This window comes from Paraburkholderia sp. USG1 (assembly GCF_031570135.1).
In the GTDB taxonomy this organism is placed as follows: domain Bacteria; phylum Pseudomonadota; class Gammaproteobacteria; order Burkholderiales; family Burkholderiaceae; genus Paraburkholderia; species Paraburkholderia dioscoreae.
On record NZ_JAMWXW010000045.1, the window covers coordinates 41,394 to 59,286 of the forward strand.

Below are 17,893 nucleotides of genomic sequence, written 5' to 3' on the forward strand. Positions count from 1 at the left end.
TCCGCAACCCGCTTCACAGTCCGGCGCCGAACAAGGCAGCCAGCCCATGAGTCGACGAGAAAATCCCCTTGGCATCATGCCCGACCCCATCGATCACAAACGTCCGGTGCGTCGCCAATCCTTCCGGGTGCCGCGCCGCCATATAGCGCGCATAAGCCAGTCCGCGCCCGAGGCGGTGATGCCCCTGGGTTTGCGCGGCACAAGAACGATCGAGCGCCGGATGCTGCGGATCGCAATCTTCACCGCCGAGCAGCACCGTAACGTCACGCTGCGCATAGCGCGCTTCGAGCGCCGCAGCGCAAGCCGCGCTATCCGAGTCGCTCGCGTAAGCCGGCAAATCCTCGAGCCCATACTTCCAGCGATTGAACGACGGGCACATCGCCCGATCGAACGCCGCGAACTCGCCGGACGCGACGGGCCGCATCGCATCGAAGTACACATACGACGAAGGATTCGCGACCACATAGCGCACCGCAACACCACGCGCCGTAAGCGGCGCCTCGCTGTGCGCCACCACCGCATAGCGCTGCACGACCTGGCCGCCGCCAGAGTGCCCGGCGATCACCACCTCGGCAAGCGACGCGAACTGCTCACGCGAAGCGAGCGTTTGCAAAATCGCGTCGAGCACATCGAACGAACTGATCGGCGCGGGACCTTCGGCGTTTTCGCCGCCCATCCAGCTCGTCCAGTCCCAATGCAACGTGGAAGGCGGCAGCTCATGCGCCTCGACGTCCGCGGTCGCGAGAAACTGCGGCACGATCAGCAGCGTATCGGCCGCGCTGCAGCCGGCGAGCGCGCACGACAGCTCGGCGAGATCGAAATAAGTATCGCCGTTGCGCAGTCGGCCGTGAATCAGAATCACGGCGCGGCGGACTTCGCGCGTCGGCGCTAGCCAGTCGCCGTTCGCAAATACGGGCACCGTGCCGCTGCCGGCCCGCGTCGTAACGCTCAGATGCCGGCTCGCGACGACCGCAACCGGACGTTCATTCGGCGCGCGTTCGTCGTCTGTGATCAAAGGCTGGGTCATGCAATACGCTCGTGGTTGATCAATGAGTGGCGGGCCTCGCCGCCGCGCCGCCCGAGATGCGTCCGGCGCGCGTGAAGTACACCATCGCGAGCGACACGAAGCCGGCAAAAATCAGGTAAAACGCCGGCGTGAGGCTGCTGCCGGTCACGCGGGTCAAGCCGGTAATGGTGAGCGGCGCCATGCCGCCGAACAGCGTCACTGCGATGTTGTACGACAGCGCCACGCCCGCCGAGCGGCTGCGCACCGGGAACAAGGTTGCGAGCATGCCGGGATGCGCACCGGACATTGCGGCGAGGAACACTGTCGCGATCATCTGCGCGATGAACAGATGCCCCGGCGTCGGATTCGTCACGACGAAGTGATAGAGCGGGTACACGCAGACCATCCACGCGATCACGATCGGATAGAACAGTTTGTACGCGCCGTAACGATCGGCAAGCTTGCCCGACAGCGGAAACAGAAACAGATTGAGCACGCCTGACACGAATGCGCCGAGCAACGCGGTAGAAAGCGGCAGATGCAATTGCCGTTCGACATAGACCGACAGATAAGAGTGCCACACATAATTGGTCGCTGCGCCGATTATGATCACGCCCATTGCGCAGATCGCCGCATCGCCGTTATCGCGGAAGAACTGGCGGATCGTTACGCGCGGCGGCTTGTCCTTGTGATCGAGCAGGCGCTCGAACTCCGGCGACTCGGCCACGCGATGCCGGATATAGAAGCCGAACGGCCCCGCCAACGCGCCGAACAGAAACGGCAGACGCCAGCCCCACGCCACCAGTTGCTCATGCGTGAGCTGCGTGGTCAGCAGATAGCCGACCCCGGACGACAACAGCAACGCGAACGCCTGCGCCGACATGTTGAAGCTGCCATAGAACATCTTCTTGTGCGGCGGCGCATACTCGACCAGCATCGCCGAGGCGGTCGCGAACTGTCCGCCCACGGAGAGCCCTTGCAGCAGGCGCGCGAGCACCACCAGTAACGGCGCCGCGATGCCGATGCTCGCATAACCCGGCGTGAGGCCCATCAGCAGCGTGCTGGCCGCCATTGAAATGATCAGCAGCGAGAGCGCTTTGCGGCGCCCTGCCCGGTCCGCGTAAATGCCCAGCAGAATGCCGCCGATCGGCCGTACGATGAAACCCACCGCGAACGTGGCGAGCGTCAGCATGATCGACACGAAACCGCCGCCGCCTGGAAAGAACACTTGCGCGATGATCTTCGCGAAGTAGCCATAGATCAGAAAGTCGAACCACTCGAGTCCATTGCCGAGCACGGAGGCGAAGATCGCGCGCCGTACCATTGCCGGACTCAATGCGTTCGACGCAACGGCGCCTGACGCCGCACCATCACGCTGATTCAAGATTGCTTCGCTCATTGTTCGCATCCCTGAGTGTCGAACATCGCCGCCAGCGCGCATACCGACGTCAGCATGCGCGAGCCGTTGTGCCCCACGCCCGGCACGATATGAAAGCGCTGCTTCAGACCATCCGGATGACGTGACCGGATATACCGGTAGTACGCCTCGGCACGCGCGACGCGTTGCGGCCCTTGCGCTTCGGCCGCGCAGGTTTTGTCGAGCGCGTTCTGCTGCGGATCGTCGTCCGCGCCGCCCACGAGGTAGTCGATCCGGCGTGCCGCGTAGGTCGCCTCCAGTTGCGCGGGCGTGCGGTCGCCGAGATAGGGCGGCCGGTTGTCCATGCCGTATTTCCATTGATTGAAGTCGGGACATTGCGCGGCATCGAACGGCGCGGCAACGCCTTGCGCGTTGGGCCGTTGCGCATCGAAATACGCATAGGTGGACGGACTCGCCACCACGTAACGCACGTCGATGCCCTCGTCAGTCAGCGCGGCAATGTTGCGCCCCGCCACGGCGTAGCGCTGCACGACTTGCCCGCCGCCCGAATGCCCGGCGAACACAACGTGCCGGAGATTCGGAAACAGCTTGCGATCGGCAAGACGCGCGACGATCGCGTCCAGCACTTCGTATGAACTGATCGGCAGCGGCGACTGCGCCGCTTCGCCGCCCATCCACGCGTCGCCGGTCCAGCGCAGCAGATCGGCGGGTTCGTCATGCACGCGCGTGTCGAGCGTCGCGAGGAACTGCGGCGCGATCAACAAAGTGGCGTCGGGGTCCGCGTGGGCTGCATCGCGGGCCTTCTGCGCAGTGCGAAAGTACACGTCCGCATTGCGCAGTTTGCCGTGAATCACAATCACCGCACGCGTTACTTGCGGCTGCGCGACGTTCCAATCTTTCGACAGATAAAGCGGAAACTCCGCGTGCCCTTGCGGCGTGTCGAGCGTGAAGCGCGTATCCGAAACCGTCGCCACCGGTTTCAGATGCGGCTCGTAAGCGTGGACCGCGAGCGCAGGTTGCGCGAGCGTCATCAGCAGTGCAGCGCCAGTTGCTGCGCACAGCACGGCGAGACGTCGCGAAAGATTGAAAGTCATGCAGCTTGCTCCTGATCACCGTGTACTGTGCTGAACGCGGCGCATCGTCAAATCCGTCGTTGAAGAACCCGAATGAACCCGAATGCTCAGAACCGATGCCGGATACCGAGCGTCACGCCAGTCTGGTTCGGACCGAACGCGGTATCGCTCGTCACGCCGACGGGCGTGTACTCGTCGTTGGCGTAGTGCGTGGCCGCGGCATACGCGACGGTTGCGTACACATCGGTCCGCTTCGACAGAATATAGTCCGCTCCCAGCACGCCCATCAACGAGTTCGACACGTTGTCCGCCTTGTTGCTCTGGTAGTACGCGGCAGCCGTCACGCGGAAATCCGGCGCGATCAGATAACGCACACCGCCGAACCACAACGCCGACGACACCGACTTGCCCTTGGTCGGGTTGTACAAATAGTGCTCATAGCCGCCCATGATCGTGACGTTGCCGAGCTGCTCGCGCGCCGAGGCGCTCCAGTTGCGCGACTTGGTCCACATGCCTGTCGAGTTGATCGCGCCGTTGCGGTAGTCGTAGGCCACGGCCGTGGCGAAGCTGCCGGTATCGTAGTCGAGCGCGCCGCCGTACGCGGCGCTGCTCTGAAACGAATCCGCCGAGCCGCCGAAGCTGTAATCCGCCGTCGCTGTCAAACCACCGAAGCGGCCTACATACTTCACCGAGTTGTTCACGCGCGCCTTGAACGAAAAGCCATCCACGGAACCGGTGGTCGGCATCCACGTGTATTGCTGGCCGAACACCATCGGGTCGTATTTGATCAGCGTGTCGTACATCGCCGTGTACTGCAAGCCCGCCGACAGCGCACCGTACGCGTTAGAAAGCCCCACCGCCGCCGTGCGATTGAACAGCACGCCGGCGCTCGCATTGGTGCCGTCGTTGCCGTTGAAGCCCGCTTCGAGAATGAAGAACGCTTTATTGCCGCCGCCGAGATCTTCGGCGCCGCGAAAACCGAAGCGCGAATTGCTCAAGCCGCCGGAATTCTCGCGAACCAGCGAGCCGCCGCTAGCGCCAGCATGGTTGAGAAACTCGAGGTTGGTGTCGATCACACCGTATAACGTGACCGATGCCTGAGCATGCGCGCCCGCGCAACTCACCACGGCCAAAGCGGCCACCGCGCATTGTTTTTTCACTGACGTCTCCTGTCGACCAGAGTCGGGTTTTGTTTTATTTCGCGTTCATTTCCGCGCGATGGACGAGATCGTAGGATCGGCCGTGGTAAATGTAAAATACCTGTTTTCTGCACAATCCATATTTATTGAATATGGTAATGAACCGACCTTCGAACCCCATCCAGGAGACGAAACATCATGGAGCTACGCCATCTGCGTTACTTTCTGGCGGTCGCCGAAGAAGGCCAGTTCACGCGAGCGGCTGAGCGGCTGGCCATGCAACAGCCCCCGCTTTCACAGCAGATTCGAATGCTGGAAGAAGAGATCGGCTTCGAGCTCTTCGTGCGCATGCCGCGCGGCGTCACCCTGACGCCGGCCGGGCAGGCCTTTGCGGAAGATGCGCAACGCCTGCTGCAGGATCTGCAGCAGGCGGTAGAAAAGGCGAGCCGAATTGCGCGCGGCGAACTGGGCACGATTTCGATCGGGCTGACGAGCTCCGCTGCATTTCATCCGTTCACGACCGAGGCGATCCGCGCGTTTCGCGCGGTGTGTCCCGAGGTTGCCGTTGAGCTTGCCGAACTCAATGCGGCGGAGATCATCGAGCGCCTGGCCGCGGGCCAGATTCAGGCGGCGTTTCTGCGCAAGCCGGTTGAAGCGCGGGAAGGCGTGGCCTTCGAGCTGCTGCTCGACGAGCCGATGGTCGTGGTGTTGCCGGTCGGCCATCCCTTGCTCAAAGGCAGGAAGCGGCCACAAGTGCCCCTCAAAGCGCTAGCGCACGAAGACTTCATTCTGGTCCGCCGTCCAGGCGCGCCCGGCATGTATGCCGATATCCTCGCGGCGTGCCGCCAGGCCGGCTTCGTTCCGCGAATCGCACGGGAAGTGCCGCGCATGGTGTCGGGCATCAACCTCGTTGCGGCGGGTCTCGGCGTGACGCTGGTGCCCGCTTCCATGCAACGCTATGACCAGGTGGGCACCGTGTACTGCACGCTTGCCAACCCCTCGAAACTGAGCGCGCCGCTGCATCTGGCCTATCCCGCGGCGTTGCACAACAGCGCGGCCACGCGCTTTATCCAGCTCGTGACGGCGCGCGCCGGCACGTAGCGTCGGCGCCCGCGGGCACGCAAATTGCACCCTCCTCGTACCGGCTGAAAAATCATCAGCTTTTCATTGACGCCAAACGCCCCACCACGCCATGTCAAACAGACACGACGCCGACACACCGGCCCGCCTGTCCTCAGGAATCGAGGGAATCGACGACATCCTGGGAGGCGGTCTCACACCGCACCGCATGTACCTCGTGGAAGGCGCGCCCGGTACAGGTAAAACTACCCTGGCCTTGCAGTTCTTACTCAAGGGTGTCGAAGAAGGCCAGGGCGGCTTGTATATCACGCTGTCCGAAACCCGCTCAGAGTTGATCGCGGTAGCCGAAAGTCATGGCTGGGACATCAGCCGGTTCACGGTTCTGGAGCTGCTTTCCGACGAAGGCCTCGACCCGCAATACGAGCAGACCGTCTTGCACCCGGCCGAAGTTGAACTCGGCGAGACGGTGCGCAACGTGATCCAGCAGGTCGAGGAACTCAAGCCCGCTCGCATCGTGCTCGACAGCCTCTCTGAATTGAGGCTGCTGTCGCAGAACCCGCTGCGCTACCGCCGGCAGATTCTCGCGCTCAAGCGTTATTTCGCCACCCGCGAATGCACCGTGCTGCTGCTCGACGACAATTCGTCCGACCCCGGCGACGTGCAGTTGCACAGCATCGCGCACGGCGTGATCAGCCTCGACAACCTCGTGCACGACTATGGCGGCAACCGCCGCCGCGCACGCGTCGCCAAGATGCGCGGCATCAAGTTCCGCGAGGGCTACCACGACTTCACGCTCGACACCGGCGGCATCCACGTCTATCCGCGCCTCGTCGCGGCCGAGCATCACACCAACTTCAACGCCGAGGTGGTGAGCACCGGCACGGCGGGACTCGACGCGCTGCTCGGCGGCGGACTGATCCCCGGCACCAACGCGCTGATGATCGGCCCCTCGGGTGTGGGCAAGACCACCACGGTGGTGTCATGCCTGATCGCGGCGCTCGAACGCGGCGAGCGTTGCGTCTACTACGTGTTCGACGAGACCCTCACCACGCTGACGATCCGTTGTGCGACGCTCGGCATGTATCTCGCGCCGCACGTCGAGAGCGGTTTGCTGACGCTGCGCCAGATCGATCCGGCGGAGATATCCCCGGGCGAGTTCGCCAGCGACGTGCGCCGGTCGGTCGAAAAGAAGGGCGCCCGGTACGTTGCGATCGACAGCCTGAACGCCTATCTCCAGGCCATGCCCGGCGAGCGCTATCTGCTGCTGCAAATGCACGAGCTGCTCGGCTATCTCAACCAGCAAGGCGTCGTCACGATGCTCGTGCTGGGGCAGCACGGCATTATCGGCGAGGTGCAGAACGATATCGACATCAGCTATCTGAGCGACGTGGTCGTGCTGTTCCGCTATTTCGAACACCACGGCGAAGTGCTCACCGCCGTGACCGCCGTGAAGAGCCGCGCCAATGCCCACGAACGCTCGATCCGCCAGTTCCGTCTAGCCAGCGGCGGCGTGGAAGTGGGCGACGCGCTGCGCGACTTCGAAGGCGTACTCTCCGGACTGCCGGCTTATCGTGGCAGCACTGCCCTGCTCGGGGCGACGAACCGCGTCATCGAAACGCCCGGGAAGTGAGGTCATGGAGCAACGCGTTCTTATCCTGGCGCCGTTTGGCCGCGACGCCGATGTGATCGCAGAAGTGCTGCGCAAAGACGACCGCATGTGCGTGGCATGCCGCGATGCCGACGCGCTCACCGCCGCGCTGGATGAGGGCGCCGGCGCCGCGTTGATCGCCGAGGAAGCGCTGGCAGGCGGCCATGCGGTGCGCCTGTTCGACTGGCTCGAGCAGCAGCCGGCATGGTCCGACTTCCCGTTCACGCTGCTTGCCGCCCCACGCGTCGGACATCGCTCGGAGCGCGGGCTGGAAGTGCTCGAACGGCTCGGCAACGTGGTCGTGCTCGAACGTCCGCTGAATTCGGAAACGCTGCGGCGCGCGGTGGCTTCGTCACTACGGGCACGGGCGCGGCAATACGAGTCGCGCCGCCATCTTGCCGAGCGGATCCAGGCGCAGGACGCGCTCGTGCAACTGAACGACTCGCTGGAGAGCCGCATTGCAGAGCGCACCCACGAACTTGCTTCCGCCAACAACCGGCTGATGATGGAGATTCACGAGCGCGCCAAAGTGCAGGCCGTGCTGGTGCAATCGCAGAAAATGGAAGCGCTCGGGCAACTCACCGGCGGCATAGCGCACGACTTCAACAATCTGTTGAACGTCATCATGGTCAACGCGGAGTTGATCGCTCGCGTAAGCAGCGACGAGCGCCTTCGCGGCATGGCCGCCACCGTCAAACGCGCGACCGAACGCGGCGCGAAACTGACGGGACAATTGCTTACTTTCTCGCGCAACAGCAACCTCGATCTGAAAGCGGTGGACGTGGTGACGTTGCTGCAAGGCATGCGCGACATCATCACAGTGTCGCTCGGTTCCGGCATTCGCTACACCAACGAATTCGGCGGCGACGAGTTGTGGACCGAGGCCGACGCCAATCAGCTCGAACTGGCCATTCTCAATCTCGCCATCAACGCGCGCGACGCCATGCCGGCCGGCGGCCAGCTCGGCATTCGCGTGAAAGAGCGCGAAGCGCCGGATCAGACTCTCGAAGGCGGCCCCTATGTGGTGATCGAAGTCGCCGATACCGGTTCGGGTGTGCCGCCCGAAGTCGTGTCGCGCGTGTTCGATCCGTTCTTCACCACCAAGCCGATCGGCAAGGGAACGGGACTCGGCTTGAGCCAGGTCTACGGCATCGCGACGCAAGCCGGCGGCACCGCGCGTCTGTTCAGCGAGGAAGGCGCGGGCACCACCGTCGAGATCTGGCTACCGTTGCGCGAACGCGTGGCGCCGCAAGCCGAAGCGACGTCGAATGCGGAAGCGAACGCGGTCGGCGAAAAGCGGGTGCTGGTGGTTGAAGACGACGGCGAGGTGCGCGCCATGCTCGTCGAGTCGCTAAGAATGCTCGGCTACACCGTGACCGAGGCCGCCGACGGACGCGCCGGACTGAACCGCTTGCAGGACGACAAGCCGGACCTGCTGATGGTGGACTTCGCCATGCCCGGCATGAACGGAATCGACGTGATCGCCGAGGCGCGCAAACTGCGCGAGGATCTACCGGTGATCCTCGCGACGGGTTATGCGGACGTGGATATTTCCGGGCTGGCGGTGAAGCGCTGCACGATTCTGCGCAAACCTTTCCAGCTCGATGACCTCGCGCGCACGGTACGGCTTGGGCTCGCCGCGTAAGCGCGGCTTGACGGATAACCCCGGCGTCACAAAAACTTCAATTCAATAGGTTGCTAACGAAGTTTTTGGAAATACAATAGCGGCCATGCCGAATCTCGATACCTTGCGCCGCACCGTCAGCAGCACGCTGGTCGTCGCTGCCCGAAAATGGCGGCGCACGAGCCACGGCGTGCTCGCCGCCTTCAATGTCTCCGAGGCATGCGCCACGCCGCTGCTGACCGCCAGCCGGCTCGGCTCGGCCGTGCGCCAGGTCACGTTAGCCGATCACATTGGAATCGAAGGGCCGTCGCTCGTGCGGCTGCTCGATCAATTGTGCGCGGCGGGCCTGATGCGCCGCGACGAGGATCCCGAAGACCGGCGTGCGAAAACCGTGGTGCTCACCGAAGAAGGCCGGGCCGTCACCGCAAAAATGGAAGAGGAACTGGTCACGCTGCGCGCGCAGGCATTGAAAGACGTCTCGCGCAGCGATCTGGAAGCGACCTTGCGCGTGCTGGCCGCTTTCACGGGGGAGGCCACCGAACCGGCCGCTCAGAACAGCGAGCCAGACGGCGAAGAACGTAGCCGACCCAATCAACGCGCCGCAGGCGAACCGGCGCAGGGCGGCGGCCCACTCCGCCAGGCAGCCAAAGAGAACAAGTCGAACAAAGGCAAAGCGGACCCCGCCGCGCCGCACGAGACCGGCGATCCGGCGTAACGGTTTATGGTCTACCCTTCCCTTCGCGACTGGCTGTTCTCGGTCAAGACTTTTGCCGCGGCGATGATCGCGCTCTACATCGGTCTCGCGCTCGAACTGCCGCGCCCGTATTGGGCGATGGCGACCGTCTACATCGTGTCGAATCCGTTCGTCGGCGCGACCCGCTCCAAGGCGCTGTATCGTGCGCTCGGCACCATGCTCGGCGCCTCGGCCGCGGTGCTGCTGGTGCCGCCCTTCGTCGAATCGCCGTATCTGTTCAGCGTGATCGTGGCGCTCTGGACCGGTACGCTGCTGTATCTGGCGGTGTCCGACCGCACCGCGCGCAGCTACGTGTTCCTGCTGGCCGGCTATACGATGCCGATCATCGCGCTGCCTTCGGTGACCAACCCAACCGGCGTGTTCGATCTTGCGGTCAGCCGTACCGAGGAGATCACGCTTGGCATCGTGTGCGCGAGCATTGTCGGCAGCGTGCTGTTTCCGAGCCGGCTTGCGCCCACCATCATCGAGCGGACCGACGCATGGTTTCGCGACGCCGCGTTCTATGCGACGGAAACGCTGTCCGGCCGCATTGCCGGCTCGGCGGTATCGGGTGCCCGGCAGCGACTCGCGGCCACCATTAACGGTCTGGAACTGCTGCTGAGCCAGCTTGCCTACGATCACACGCGGCCCGACGTGCTGGCGCGCGCGCATGAGTTGCGCGGGCGCATGCAGTTGCTGCTGCCGATCATGTCGGCGCTGGCCGATCCGCTGATCGCGCTCTACAACAGCAGCCGCCAGACATGGCCTGAAGGTCTGGAAAGCCTGCTCGCCGATCTCATCAAGTGGTTCAATGAGCCGATGCCCGCCGTGAGCGAAGGCTATCATCCCGACCCGACGGCCGACGCGTTGCGCGAGCGCATCGCGGCGCTGCAGCCGCCGCCGTCCGCGCTAGCCAGTTGGGACGGCGCGCTGCTTTCGAACGCGTTGTGGCGGATGAAGCAGGTGATCGACGTCTGGCAGGACTGCCGCGCGCTGCGCATCATCATCACGCGCGAAGAAGGTTCGTGGCGCCCGCGCTTTCGCCATTGGCGGCTGGGCGGCACCGAGCGCTTCTACGATCACGGCATCATGCTGTTCTCGACCGGTTCGGCCGCGGCCGCCGTGGTTCTCGCGTGCAGTCTGTGGATCGGCTCGGGCTGGAACGACGGTGCCAGCGCGGTGACGCTCGCGGCCGTGGCATGCTGTTTCTTCGCGGCGCTCGACGAGCCCGCGCCGTTCGTGTTCCGCTTCTTCGTGGCGACCGCGATCAGCGTGGTGGCGGCGGGCGTCTACCTGTTCGTCGTGCTGCCGCACGTGCATGACTTTCCCATGCTGGTCGTCATGTTCGCCGCGCCGTTCATCTTCGTCGGCACGCTGATTCCGCGCCCGCAGTTCAACCTGGCCACCGTGCTGGTCGCCGTGAACACGGCCACCTTCATCAGCATCCAGGACGCTTACGACGCCAACTTTTTCGTGTTTCTGAACAGCAATCTCGCGGGCCTCGCCGGGCTGCTCTACGCGTACGTGTGGACTCGCGTGACGCGGCCGTTCGGCGCCGAACTCGCGGCGGCCCGACTGTTGCGTTCGAGCTGGGCCGACGTGGCGCTCACGGCGTCGACACGGCCGATCGAAGATCCGCGCAATCTCGCCGCGCGCATGGTCGACCGGCTGATGCAGTTGATCCCGCGCCTCGCCGCTACCGACGACCATCGCCATCCGTCGATCGAGAGCTTTCGCGATCTGCGCATTGCCTTCAACGCGCTCGATCTGCGCCGCCTGACCCGCAAGCTGGGTGGCGAAGCGCCGGCCGCGATCGAACACGTGCTCGACGACGTGCGTCAATACTACGAAAACTGTGTTGCGCGCCGCAAGCGCGAGCCGGTGCCGGACAGCCTGATGTCGTCGATCGACGCCGCCGTGGCGCGCGTAACGGCACAGGGGCTCGCCAACGCCGGCGCGCCGAGCGCGACCTCGCAAACGTCGGCGCGCCAGTTGCGTGACGCGCTGCACGCGCTGGTCGGCTTGCGTCTTTCGCTGTTTCCGGCCACGTTGATAATACCGACGCCGCCCGAGCCGGAGGCTGCCGCCTGATGCCCGCCGTTCGCCGCCGGTTTCCGGCCGTCTCCACCTCTTTCCACTCTCCGCGATGATCGGTGAAATCGATATCTTCGGCGTGTTCGTGCCGGCCGTGCTCGTGCTGATGTTGATCGCGTATCTGATCAACCTGGCGATCCGCACGGTGCTTGCGCGCGTCGGCTTTTACCGCTTCGTCTGGCATCGCTCCATCTTCGATCTCGGCATCTATGTGCTGGTGCTGGGCCTTGTCGTTGTCGTTTCGCACAGACTAATAACGTGAAAAAAACCTGGTTCTCCGTCGGGCAGATTCTGCTCACCCTGATCGTCGTCGTGGCCGCGGCTCTCGTGCTGTGGAAGCTGGTCGACTACTACATGTTCGCCCCGTGGACTCGCGACGGACACGTGCGCGCCGACGTGATCCAGGTCGCGCCAGACATCTCGGGGCTGATCTCGTCGGTCGAAGTGGTGGACAACCAGCAGGTCAGGCGGGGCCAGGTGCTGTTCGTGATCGATCAGGCTCGCTATACGCTCGCGCTGCGCCAGGCTCAGGCCACCGCGCAACAACGCCGCGCCACGCTCGATCAGGCACGTCGCGAAGACGCGCGCAACCGCAAGCTCGGCAACCTGGTCGCTGCAGAGGTGTCCGAAGAAAGCCGCTCGCGCGTCGAACAGGGCGAAGCCGCGCTTGCTGATGCAAACGTTGCGATCGATACCGCGAAGCTGAATCTGCAACGCGCCACGATCGTGAGTCCGGTGGACGGTTATCTGAACGACCGCGCGCCGCGCGCCGGCGAATTCGTCGCGGCGGGGCGGGCGGTGGTCTCGGTGGTGGACATGCATTCGTTCCGCGTGGACGGTTATTTCGAGGAGACCAAGCTGCGCGGCATCGGCATCGGCCAACCGGTGGATATCAAGGTGATGGGCGAGCCGGACGTGTTGCGCGGACACGTGCAGAGCATTGTCGCCGGTATCGAGGATCGCGACCGCTCGCAGGGCACGAACCTGCTGCCGAACGTGAATCCGGCATTCAGTTGGGTGCGGCTCGCGCAACGGATTCCCGTGCGTGTGGCGCTCGACGAAGTGCCCGCCGATTTCCGCATGATCGCGGGACGCACCGCGACGGTGTCGGTGCGCGATCTTGCGCTGGCGGGTAAGAAGCGTCCGGATGCGGGTGCCTCGGGCGCGGTGGGTGCGTCGGGGGCTTCGGCTTCGGCTTCGGCTTCAACCTTGGCTACGTCCACGGTTCCGGCCGCCTCTGCTGCGCAGCCGGCCTCGGCCACGGTCATCTCGGGCGCTTCGCAATGAAGCTGTCGCGCGCCCTGCCCTTATTGCCGCTGCTGCCGCTATTGCCGTTGGCTGTCGCGCTCGACGGCTGCATGAACGTCGGTCCCAACTATGCGCTGCCGCAACAGGCGCTCGTCAACGCGCCGCTGGCCAATACGCCGATCGAAGGCGCCGACGCGGCCCTGACGACCGGCCGCAACGTGCCGCCCGTATGGTGGAAGCTGTACGACGATCCGGTGCTGAACGGACTCGTCGACGAGGCGCTGCAATCGAACACCGACTTGCGCGTCGCGGCGGCGAACCTCGCGCGCTCGCGCGAAGCGCTCGGCGTCGCGCAAGCGCAAGGTGGTTTCTCCGGCAAGACTTCGGCGCTGATCGAACGCGCGCAGGAATCCGCCGAGCAATACCTGCTCACCGAGAAACTGCCGGTCGTCAACGAAGGTGACATCGGCATCAGCGTCTCGTATGAAATCGATCTGTTCGGCAAGCTGCGGCGCGGCGTGGAAGCGGCGCAGGCAGACAGCGAGTCCGTGCAGGCCGCGGCCGATCTCGCGCGGATCACCGTGGTGGCGGACGTGGTGCGCTCATACGTCGAGCAATGTTCGGCAGCCGATGAGCTCAGAATCGCGCAACAGTCGCTCGCTCTGCAGAAGCAGCGCGTGGACGTCTCGCGCCGCCTGCGTGACGCGGGGCGCGGCAATCAGCCCGACGTGACGCGCGGGCAGACCCAGGTCGATACGCTGTCGGCGGATATTCCGCGCTATACGGCACGCCGCAAGATCGCCCAGTACCGGCTCGCCGCGCTGCTCGCCCGCGCGCCATCCGACTTGCCGCCGGCCGTGCTCGCGTGCGACACGCTGCCGCAAATCCGCCAGCCGATTCCGATCGGCGACGGCGCCGCGCTGCTCAAGCGCCGCCCGGATGTGCGCGAAGCCGAGCGTCAACTGGCGGCGTCCACGGCGCGCATTGGCGTGGCCACCGGCGCGCTGTATCCGACGGTGAGCATCGGCGCCTCGGCAGGCTTGACCGGGATCCTCGAAGACCTGGGCACCTCGCCCACGGCGCGTTGGGGCTTCGGTCCGCTGATCAGCTGGACCTTCCCGGCGAACGGCGCGCGCGGCCGGGTGCGCGAGGCGCAGGCGTCGAGCCAGGTAGCCTTGGCGAAGTTCGATGGCGTGGTGCTGACCGCGTTGCGCGAGACCGAAACCAGTCTGGCAACTTATGCGTCGGACTACGCCCGCGCCGACGCTTTGCGCGCCGCCGTGAAGTCGGCGGCCGCGTCGGCGGATGAAACGCATCGGCTGTATCTCGCAGGGCGTGAGTCGTTTATCTCGGATCTGGATGCGACGCGCACGCTCACCTCGACGAAATCTCAGGCGGCCGCCGCCGAAGGCCAGGTGGCGATCGATCAGGTCAACCTGTTCCTGGCGCTGGGCGGCGGGTGGGAGATGGATCCGCAGAATGCGTCCGGCAGTGCGGCGCCCGCAGCCGCAGTGCCGGTCAAAGCGGCGCCGGCGCCCGCAGCGGCTTCCGCAAAAGTGCCTTGACGCGGCCTCTGATTTTGAGCGTCTGAAGCGAGCTTCTGGTCGAGGCTCGCTTACCAGGCCACTTGCGGGGCCGCCACCGCAAGGGCACGCGCTCGTGCCCTATCCGTACGATCTAATGTTTCGCCCAAAAGCTTACGAATTATTTTTATTATCTTTCTTTTGCCTTTCATTCGAGTTAAATTCGTGCCATCGACCATTCATTACGGGGATACGTATGTCGCAATTCATGAAAGGCGCGGCTGCGCTGGGCGGATGCATTGGCATTTTCACAGCGGTCGTTGCCGTGGTGGAAATGCTGGCAGGTTGAACCCTCGCGCGGCGGCCTCCTGTTAACGCGGAAAGGTCGGCAGCGCTATGCTGGCCGACGCTTTGCCGCCGCCTGGTGAATCGCCGCCCGGACCCGTGGATACGTGCCGCAACGGCACACGATATGGCACATTGCCGCGTCGATGTCCGCGTCGGTGGGTCTGGGATTGTGCTTGAGCAGCGCGCAAGCCGCCATGAGTTGCGCGCTCTGGCAATAGCCGCACTGCACCACGTCGAGATCGATCCACGCTGCCTTCAGTGCCTGTGCTTCAGGGCCCTGCAAGCCTTCAATGGTCGTGATCTTCTGCGTGTGCAGGCTCGACATGAGCGTCTGGCACGCGAAGTTCGCTTCGCCATCCACATGAATCAGGCACGCGCCACAAATCCCCAAACCGCAGCCGAACTTGGTGCCCGTCATGCCAAGCTCGCAACGCAGCACCCACAGAAGCGGCATGTCGGGGTCGGCCTGCACCGCCACCGCCCGGCCGTTGATGTTCAGTGATCCCATCGCCCGTCTCCTTTAGTTTCTTCATTCCTGCGTTTTCGGATTCGCTGCGCTTCACGCAAGCTTCAACGGCAGTGAGCGCAAGCGCTGGCCCGTCAACGCGAACACGGCATTCGCCACCGCCGGCGCAACCGGCGGCACGCCCGGCTCGCCCACGCCCTGCGGATGCATCTGGCTCGGCATGATGTCCGTGTCGATCACCGGGCAATCGTTGATCCGCACGACCGGGAAATCCACAAAGTTCTTTTGCTGCACCTGACCGTTGACGAGGGTGATTTCGTCCTGCAACGCGGTGGAGAGACCGAACACGATCGCGCTTTCCATCTGCTGACGGATCAGATTCGGATTGACCGGCATGCCGCAATCGATCACGCAGACCACCCGATGCACGCGAATCCCCTTATCCGGCCCGATCGACACCTCCGCCACCTGCGCGACCACACTGCCGAACGCCTCGTGCAACGCAACGCCACGCGCGCGCAGCGCGCCGTCGGCGGCATGCGTCAACGAATGCCCCCAGTCCGACAAAGCCGCCACGCGCCTTAACACCGCCAGATGTCGCGGATGCTGCGCGAGCAGCGCGGCGCGAAACGCAATCGGATCCTGGCCGGCGGCCACCGCGAGTTCATCGGTGAAACCCTCGGTGAAAAACGCCTGATGCGAATGACCCACCGAGCGCCAGAAGCCCACCGGCACCGGCAACTCGACAATCTTGTGCGCCACGCGCGCGGCGGGCCATTCGTACGGCTGATCGAAGGCGCCTTCGCAGGTGGTCTTGTCGATTGGAATGCGCGGCACGCCGTAATAGCGCGCGAGGGATTCCGGCACGATCGCCTGACTTGCCGACGTGGCCTGCCACGCCACCAGTTTGCCGTCGTTGTCGAAACCGGCCTTCAGCCGCGACACGCACGCGGGACGATAGAAATCGTGAGTGAAGTCCTGAGCCCGCGACCAGATGGTTTGCACCGGACGGCCGCCGCCTTCGCGTGCAATCGCCGCCGCCTGGGCGATGAAATCGAGTTCCAGGCGCCGTCCGAACGCGCCGCCTAACAGAAGCGTTTGCACGTCGACCTTGTCGGTGTCGAGATCCAGCACCTTCGCCACGTGATGCCGCGCGAGCGCGGGCATTTGCGTGGAGACCCAGACCGTGGCCGAGCCGTCCGTGACCTGCACGGTGCAGTTGGGCGGCTCGACCGCGCCGTGCGCGAGATACGGCGCGCGATATTCGGCGCTGACGGTGCGCGCCGCGCGGCTCAACGCGGCGTCTACGTCGCCCAGATGGTAGTAGGCGTGGCCGTCGCCATCGTCCAGTGCTTGCGCGAGGCGGCGGTCCACGTCTGCGTTCGACAGCTTCGCCGCCGGGCCGTCATGCCAGTCCACGGCCACGGCGGTGACCGCGTTCATCGCGCGAAACGGGTTGTCTGCGATCACCGCGACGCCACCCGTGCCGCCGTTATACGGCGCAACGGCGAAGGCCTTGATGAAGCCCGGCATTTTCCCGGCGGCCGTTGCGTCGAACCTGGCGACCGAACCGCCCAGCGTCGGGCACATGACGACACTTGCATAGAGCAGGCCGTCGGGAAGCGCGTCGATACCGAAGCGTGCCGTGCCGTTGATCTTCGACGCCGCTTCGATACGGCGTACCGGTTTGCCGATCAGCTTGAAGTCGGCGGGATCTTTCAACGCCACCTGGCGCGGCAGCGGTTGCTGAGCGGCCATTGACGACAATTCGCCGAAGCTTGCCTTATGCCCGGACGGATGCAGCACCTGGCCGCCTTCAGCGCGGCATTCACCGGCCGGCACTTTCCATTGCGCGGCCGCTGCGCCGATCAGCATGGCGCGGGCGGAAGCGCCGGCTTCGCGCATCGGCGTCCAGAGATCGTTGATGCTCGATGAGCCGCCCGTCATCATCGTGCCGGCCTCGCGCACCACCTTGCGGGTCATCCAGACGGTGGCGCGCTTGATGGCGCTGTCGTCGTCGGGGCGAAACGGCAGGTCGTCGATGATGTTCTGCACGCTGTTGTAGATCCTGTCGATGGGCGAGTCTTCGACCCGCACTTGCGACCAGTCGGCGTCGAGTTCTTCGGCGAGCAGCATGGCGAGGCCCGTGTGGATGCCCTGGCCCATTTCCGCCTTGCACATCATGATCGTCACGCTGTTGTCGGCGGAGATCTTGACCCAGCCGTTGAGCGCCACCTGTGTGCCTTGCGCCGGCAGCGGCATGGACGTGGTCAAACGCTGCCCCGGCGGCAGCACCGACCACCCGACCAGCAGCGCGCCGACAGCACCGGCGCCGCCAAGCAGGAAGGTTCTGCGCTTTAACATGACATGGCTCGATCAGCTCGCACGCTGGCTGTGAAGCTATGAAAGCGCGGTCGGCGCCTCGGCGTTGTTCCTCGGAATAGTAATAAGACGGGGGAGCCGATGTGAGACTTAAATGCGTGCGCTCAAGTCGGGACGGCGCGGGGCGGGAGATGCGGGGGAGCGTGGGAAT

Annotated in this window: 14 protein-coding genes; 8 read left to right on the forward strand and 6 right to left on the reverse strand. The window is 64.6% G+C overall.

From position 1 onward, the window contains the following. Nucleotides 1-13 precede the first annotated feature (13 nt). The 4 genes from NE850_RS36360 to NE850_RS36375 form a co-directional block, all read right to left on the reverse strand. The gene (locus tag NE850_RS36360) at nucleotides 14-1,027 is read right to left on the reverse strand and encodes an alpha/beta fold hydrolase (RefSeq protein WP_310700163.1); all 1,014 of its coding nucleotides are present in this window, start codon (nucleotides 1,025-1,027) and stop codon (nucleotides 14-16) included. A gap of 19 nt (nucleotides 1,028-1,046) precedes the next feature. Next, nucleotides 1,047-2,405: an MFS transporter gene (locus NE850_RS36365; protein WP_007176122.1), complete on the reverse strand. Its 1,359-nt coding sequence runs from the start codon at nucleotides 2,403-2,405 to the stop codon at nucleotides 1,047-1,049. Continuing rightward, nucleotides 2,402-3,478: a hypothetical protein gene (locus tag NE850_RS36370; protein WP_007176121.1), complete on the reverse strand. Its 1,077-nt coding sequence runs from the start codon at nucleotides 3,476-3,478 to the stop codon at nucleotides 2,402-2,404. The genes NE850_RS36365 and NE850_RS36370 overlap by 4 nt, the downstream gene beginning before the upstream one ends. Nucleotides 3,479-3,564: 86 nt before the next feature. After that, a complete protein-coding gene (locus NE850_RS36375) occupies nucleotides 3,565-4,617 on the reverse strand; it encodes a porin (RefSeq protein WP_007176120.1) in 1,053 nt (350 codons plus the stop codon). A 177-nt stretch (nucleotides 4,618-4,794) separates the two neighbouring features. On the opposite strand from NE850_RS36375, the gene NE850_RS36380 reads away from it, so the two are divergent. From NE850_RS36380 to NE850_RS36415, 8 genes are all read left to right on the forward strand, one after another. Continuing rightward, on the forward strand, nucleotides 4,795-5,697 hold the full coding sequence (locus NE850_RS36380) for a LysR family transcriptional regulator (protein WP_007176119.1): 903 nt from the start codon (nucleotides 4,795-4,797) through the stop codon (nucleotides 5,695-5,697). A gap of 91 nt (nucleotides 5,698-5,788) precedes the next feature. After that, nucleotides 5,789-7,306: an ATPase domain-containing protein gene (locus tag NE850_RS36385; protein WP_007176118.1), complete on the forward strand. Its 1,518-nt coding sequence runs from the start codon at nucleotides 5,789-5,791 to the stop codon at nucleotides 7,304-7,306. A 4-nt stretch (nucleotides 7,307-7,310) separates the two neighbouring features. Continuing rightward, nucleotides 7,311-8,969: an ATP-binding protein gene (locus NE850_RS36390; protein ID WP_007176117.1), complete on the forward strand. Its 1,659-nt coding sequence runs from the start codon at nucleotides 7,311-7,313 to the stop codon at nucleotides 8,967-8,969. 85 nt (nucleotides 8,970-9,054) lie between these two features. Continuing rightward, nucleotides 9,055-9,663 carry a MarR family winged helix-turn-helix transcriptional regulator gene (locus NE850_RS36395; protein ID WP_007176116.1) on the forward strand — a complete coding sequence of 203 codons (609 nt, stop codon included), beginning with the start codon at nucleotides 9,055-9,057 and terminating at the stop codon, nucleotides 9,661-9,663. Nucleotides 9,664-9,669: 6 nt separating this feature from the next. Further along, entirely contained in the window at nucleotides 9,670-11,772 is a 2,103-nt protein-coding gene (locus NE850_RS36400) for an FUSC family protein (protein ID WP_007176115.1), read from the forward strand. 55 nt (nucleotides 11,773-11,827) lie between these two features. Further along, nucleotides 11,828-12,037, forward strand: a complete 210-nt coding sequence (locus NE850_RS36405; protein WP_007176114.1) for a DUF1656 domain-containing protein — start codon at nucleotides 11,828-11,830, stop codon at nucleotides 12,035-12,037. Beyond that, complete coding sequence (locus NE850_RS36410) at nucleotides 12,034-13,062, forward strand: HlyD family secretion protein (RefSeq protein WP_165187733.1); 1,029 nt, start codon at nucleotides 12,034-12,036, stop codon at nucleotides 13,060-13,062. The genes NE850_RS36405 and NE850_RS36410 overlap by 4 nt, the downstream gene beginning before the upstream one ends. Then, nucleotides 13,059-14,588, forward strand: coding sequence for an efflux transporter outer membrane subunit (locus tag NE850_RS36415; protein ID WP_007176112.1), 1,530 nt, complete (start codon nucleotides 13,059-13,061; stop codon nucleotides 14,586-14,588). The genes NE850_RS36410 and NE850_RS36415 overlap by 4 nt, the downstream gene beginning before the upstream one ends. A 352-nt stretch (nucleotides 14,589-14,940) precedes the next feature. Here the strand turns inward: NE850_RS36415 and NE850_RS36420 are convergent, their stop codons facing one another. Next, nucleotides 14,941-15,402, reverse strand: coding sequence for a (2Fe-2S)-binding protein (locus NE850_RS36420; protein WP_007176110.1), 462 nt, complete (start codon nucleotides 15,400-15,402; stop codon nucleotides 14,941-14,943). Nucleotides 15,403-15,453: 51 nt separating this feature from the next. Further along, nucleotides 15,454-17,724, reverse strand: coding sequence for a xanthine dehydrogenase family protein molybdopterin-binding subunit (locus tag NE850_RS36425; RefSeq protein WP_310700164.1), 2,271 nt, complete (start codon nucleotides 17,722-17,724; stop codon nucleotides 15,454-15,456). Nucleotides 17,725-17,893: the final 169 nt, after the last annotated feature.

Coding starts and splice junctions, on each gene's coding strand:
- NE850_RS36360 (WP_310700163.1), bottom strand. CDS start 1,027: ATGACCCAGCCTTTGATCACAGACGACGAACGCGCGCCGAATGAACGT.
- NE850_RS36365 (WP_007176122.1), bottom strand. CDS start 2,405: ATGAGCGAAGCAATCTTGAATCAGCGTGATGGTGCGGCGTCAGGCGCC.
- NE850_RS36370 (WP_007176121.1), bottom strand. CDS start 3,478: ATGACTTTCAATCTTTCGCGACGTCTCGCCGTGCTGTGCGCAGCAACT.
- NE850_RS36380 (WP_007176119.1), top strand. CDS start 4,795: ATGGAGCTACGCCATCTGCGTTACTTTCTGGCGGTCGCCGAAGAAGGC.
- NE850_RS36385 (WP_007176118.1), top strand. CDS start 5,789: ATGTCAAACAGACACGACGCCGACACACCGGCCCGCCTGTCCTCAGGA.
- NE850_RS36390 (WP_007176117.1), top strand. CDS start 7,311: ATGGAGCAACGCGTTCTTATCCTGGCGCCGTTTGGCCGCGACGCCGAT.
- NE850_RS36395 (WP_007176116.1), top strand. CDS start 9,055: ATGCCGAATCTCGATACCTTGCGCCGCACCGTCAGCAGCACGCTGGTC.
- NE850_RS36400 (WP_007176115.1), top strand. CDS start 9,670: ATGGTCTACCCTTCCCTTCGCGACTGGCTGTTCTCGGTCAAGACTTTT.
- NE850_RS36405 (WP_007176114.1), top strand. CDS start 11,828: ATGATCGGTGAAATCGATATCTTCGGCGTGTTCGTGCCGGCCGTGCTC.
- NE850_RS36415 (WP_007176112.1), top strand. CDS start 13,059: ATGAAGCTGTCGCGCGCCCTGCCCTTATTGCCGCTGCTGCCGCTATTG.
- NE850_RS36420 (WP_007176110.1), bottom strand. CDS start 15,402: ATGGGATCACTGAACATCAACGGCCGGGCGGTGGCGGTGCAGGCCGAC.
- NE850_RS36425 (WP_310700164.1), bottom strand. CDS start 17,724: ATGTTAAAGCGCAGAACCTTCCTGCTTGGCGGCGCCGGTGCTGTCGGC.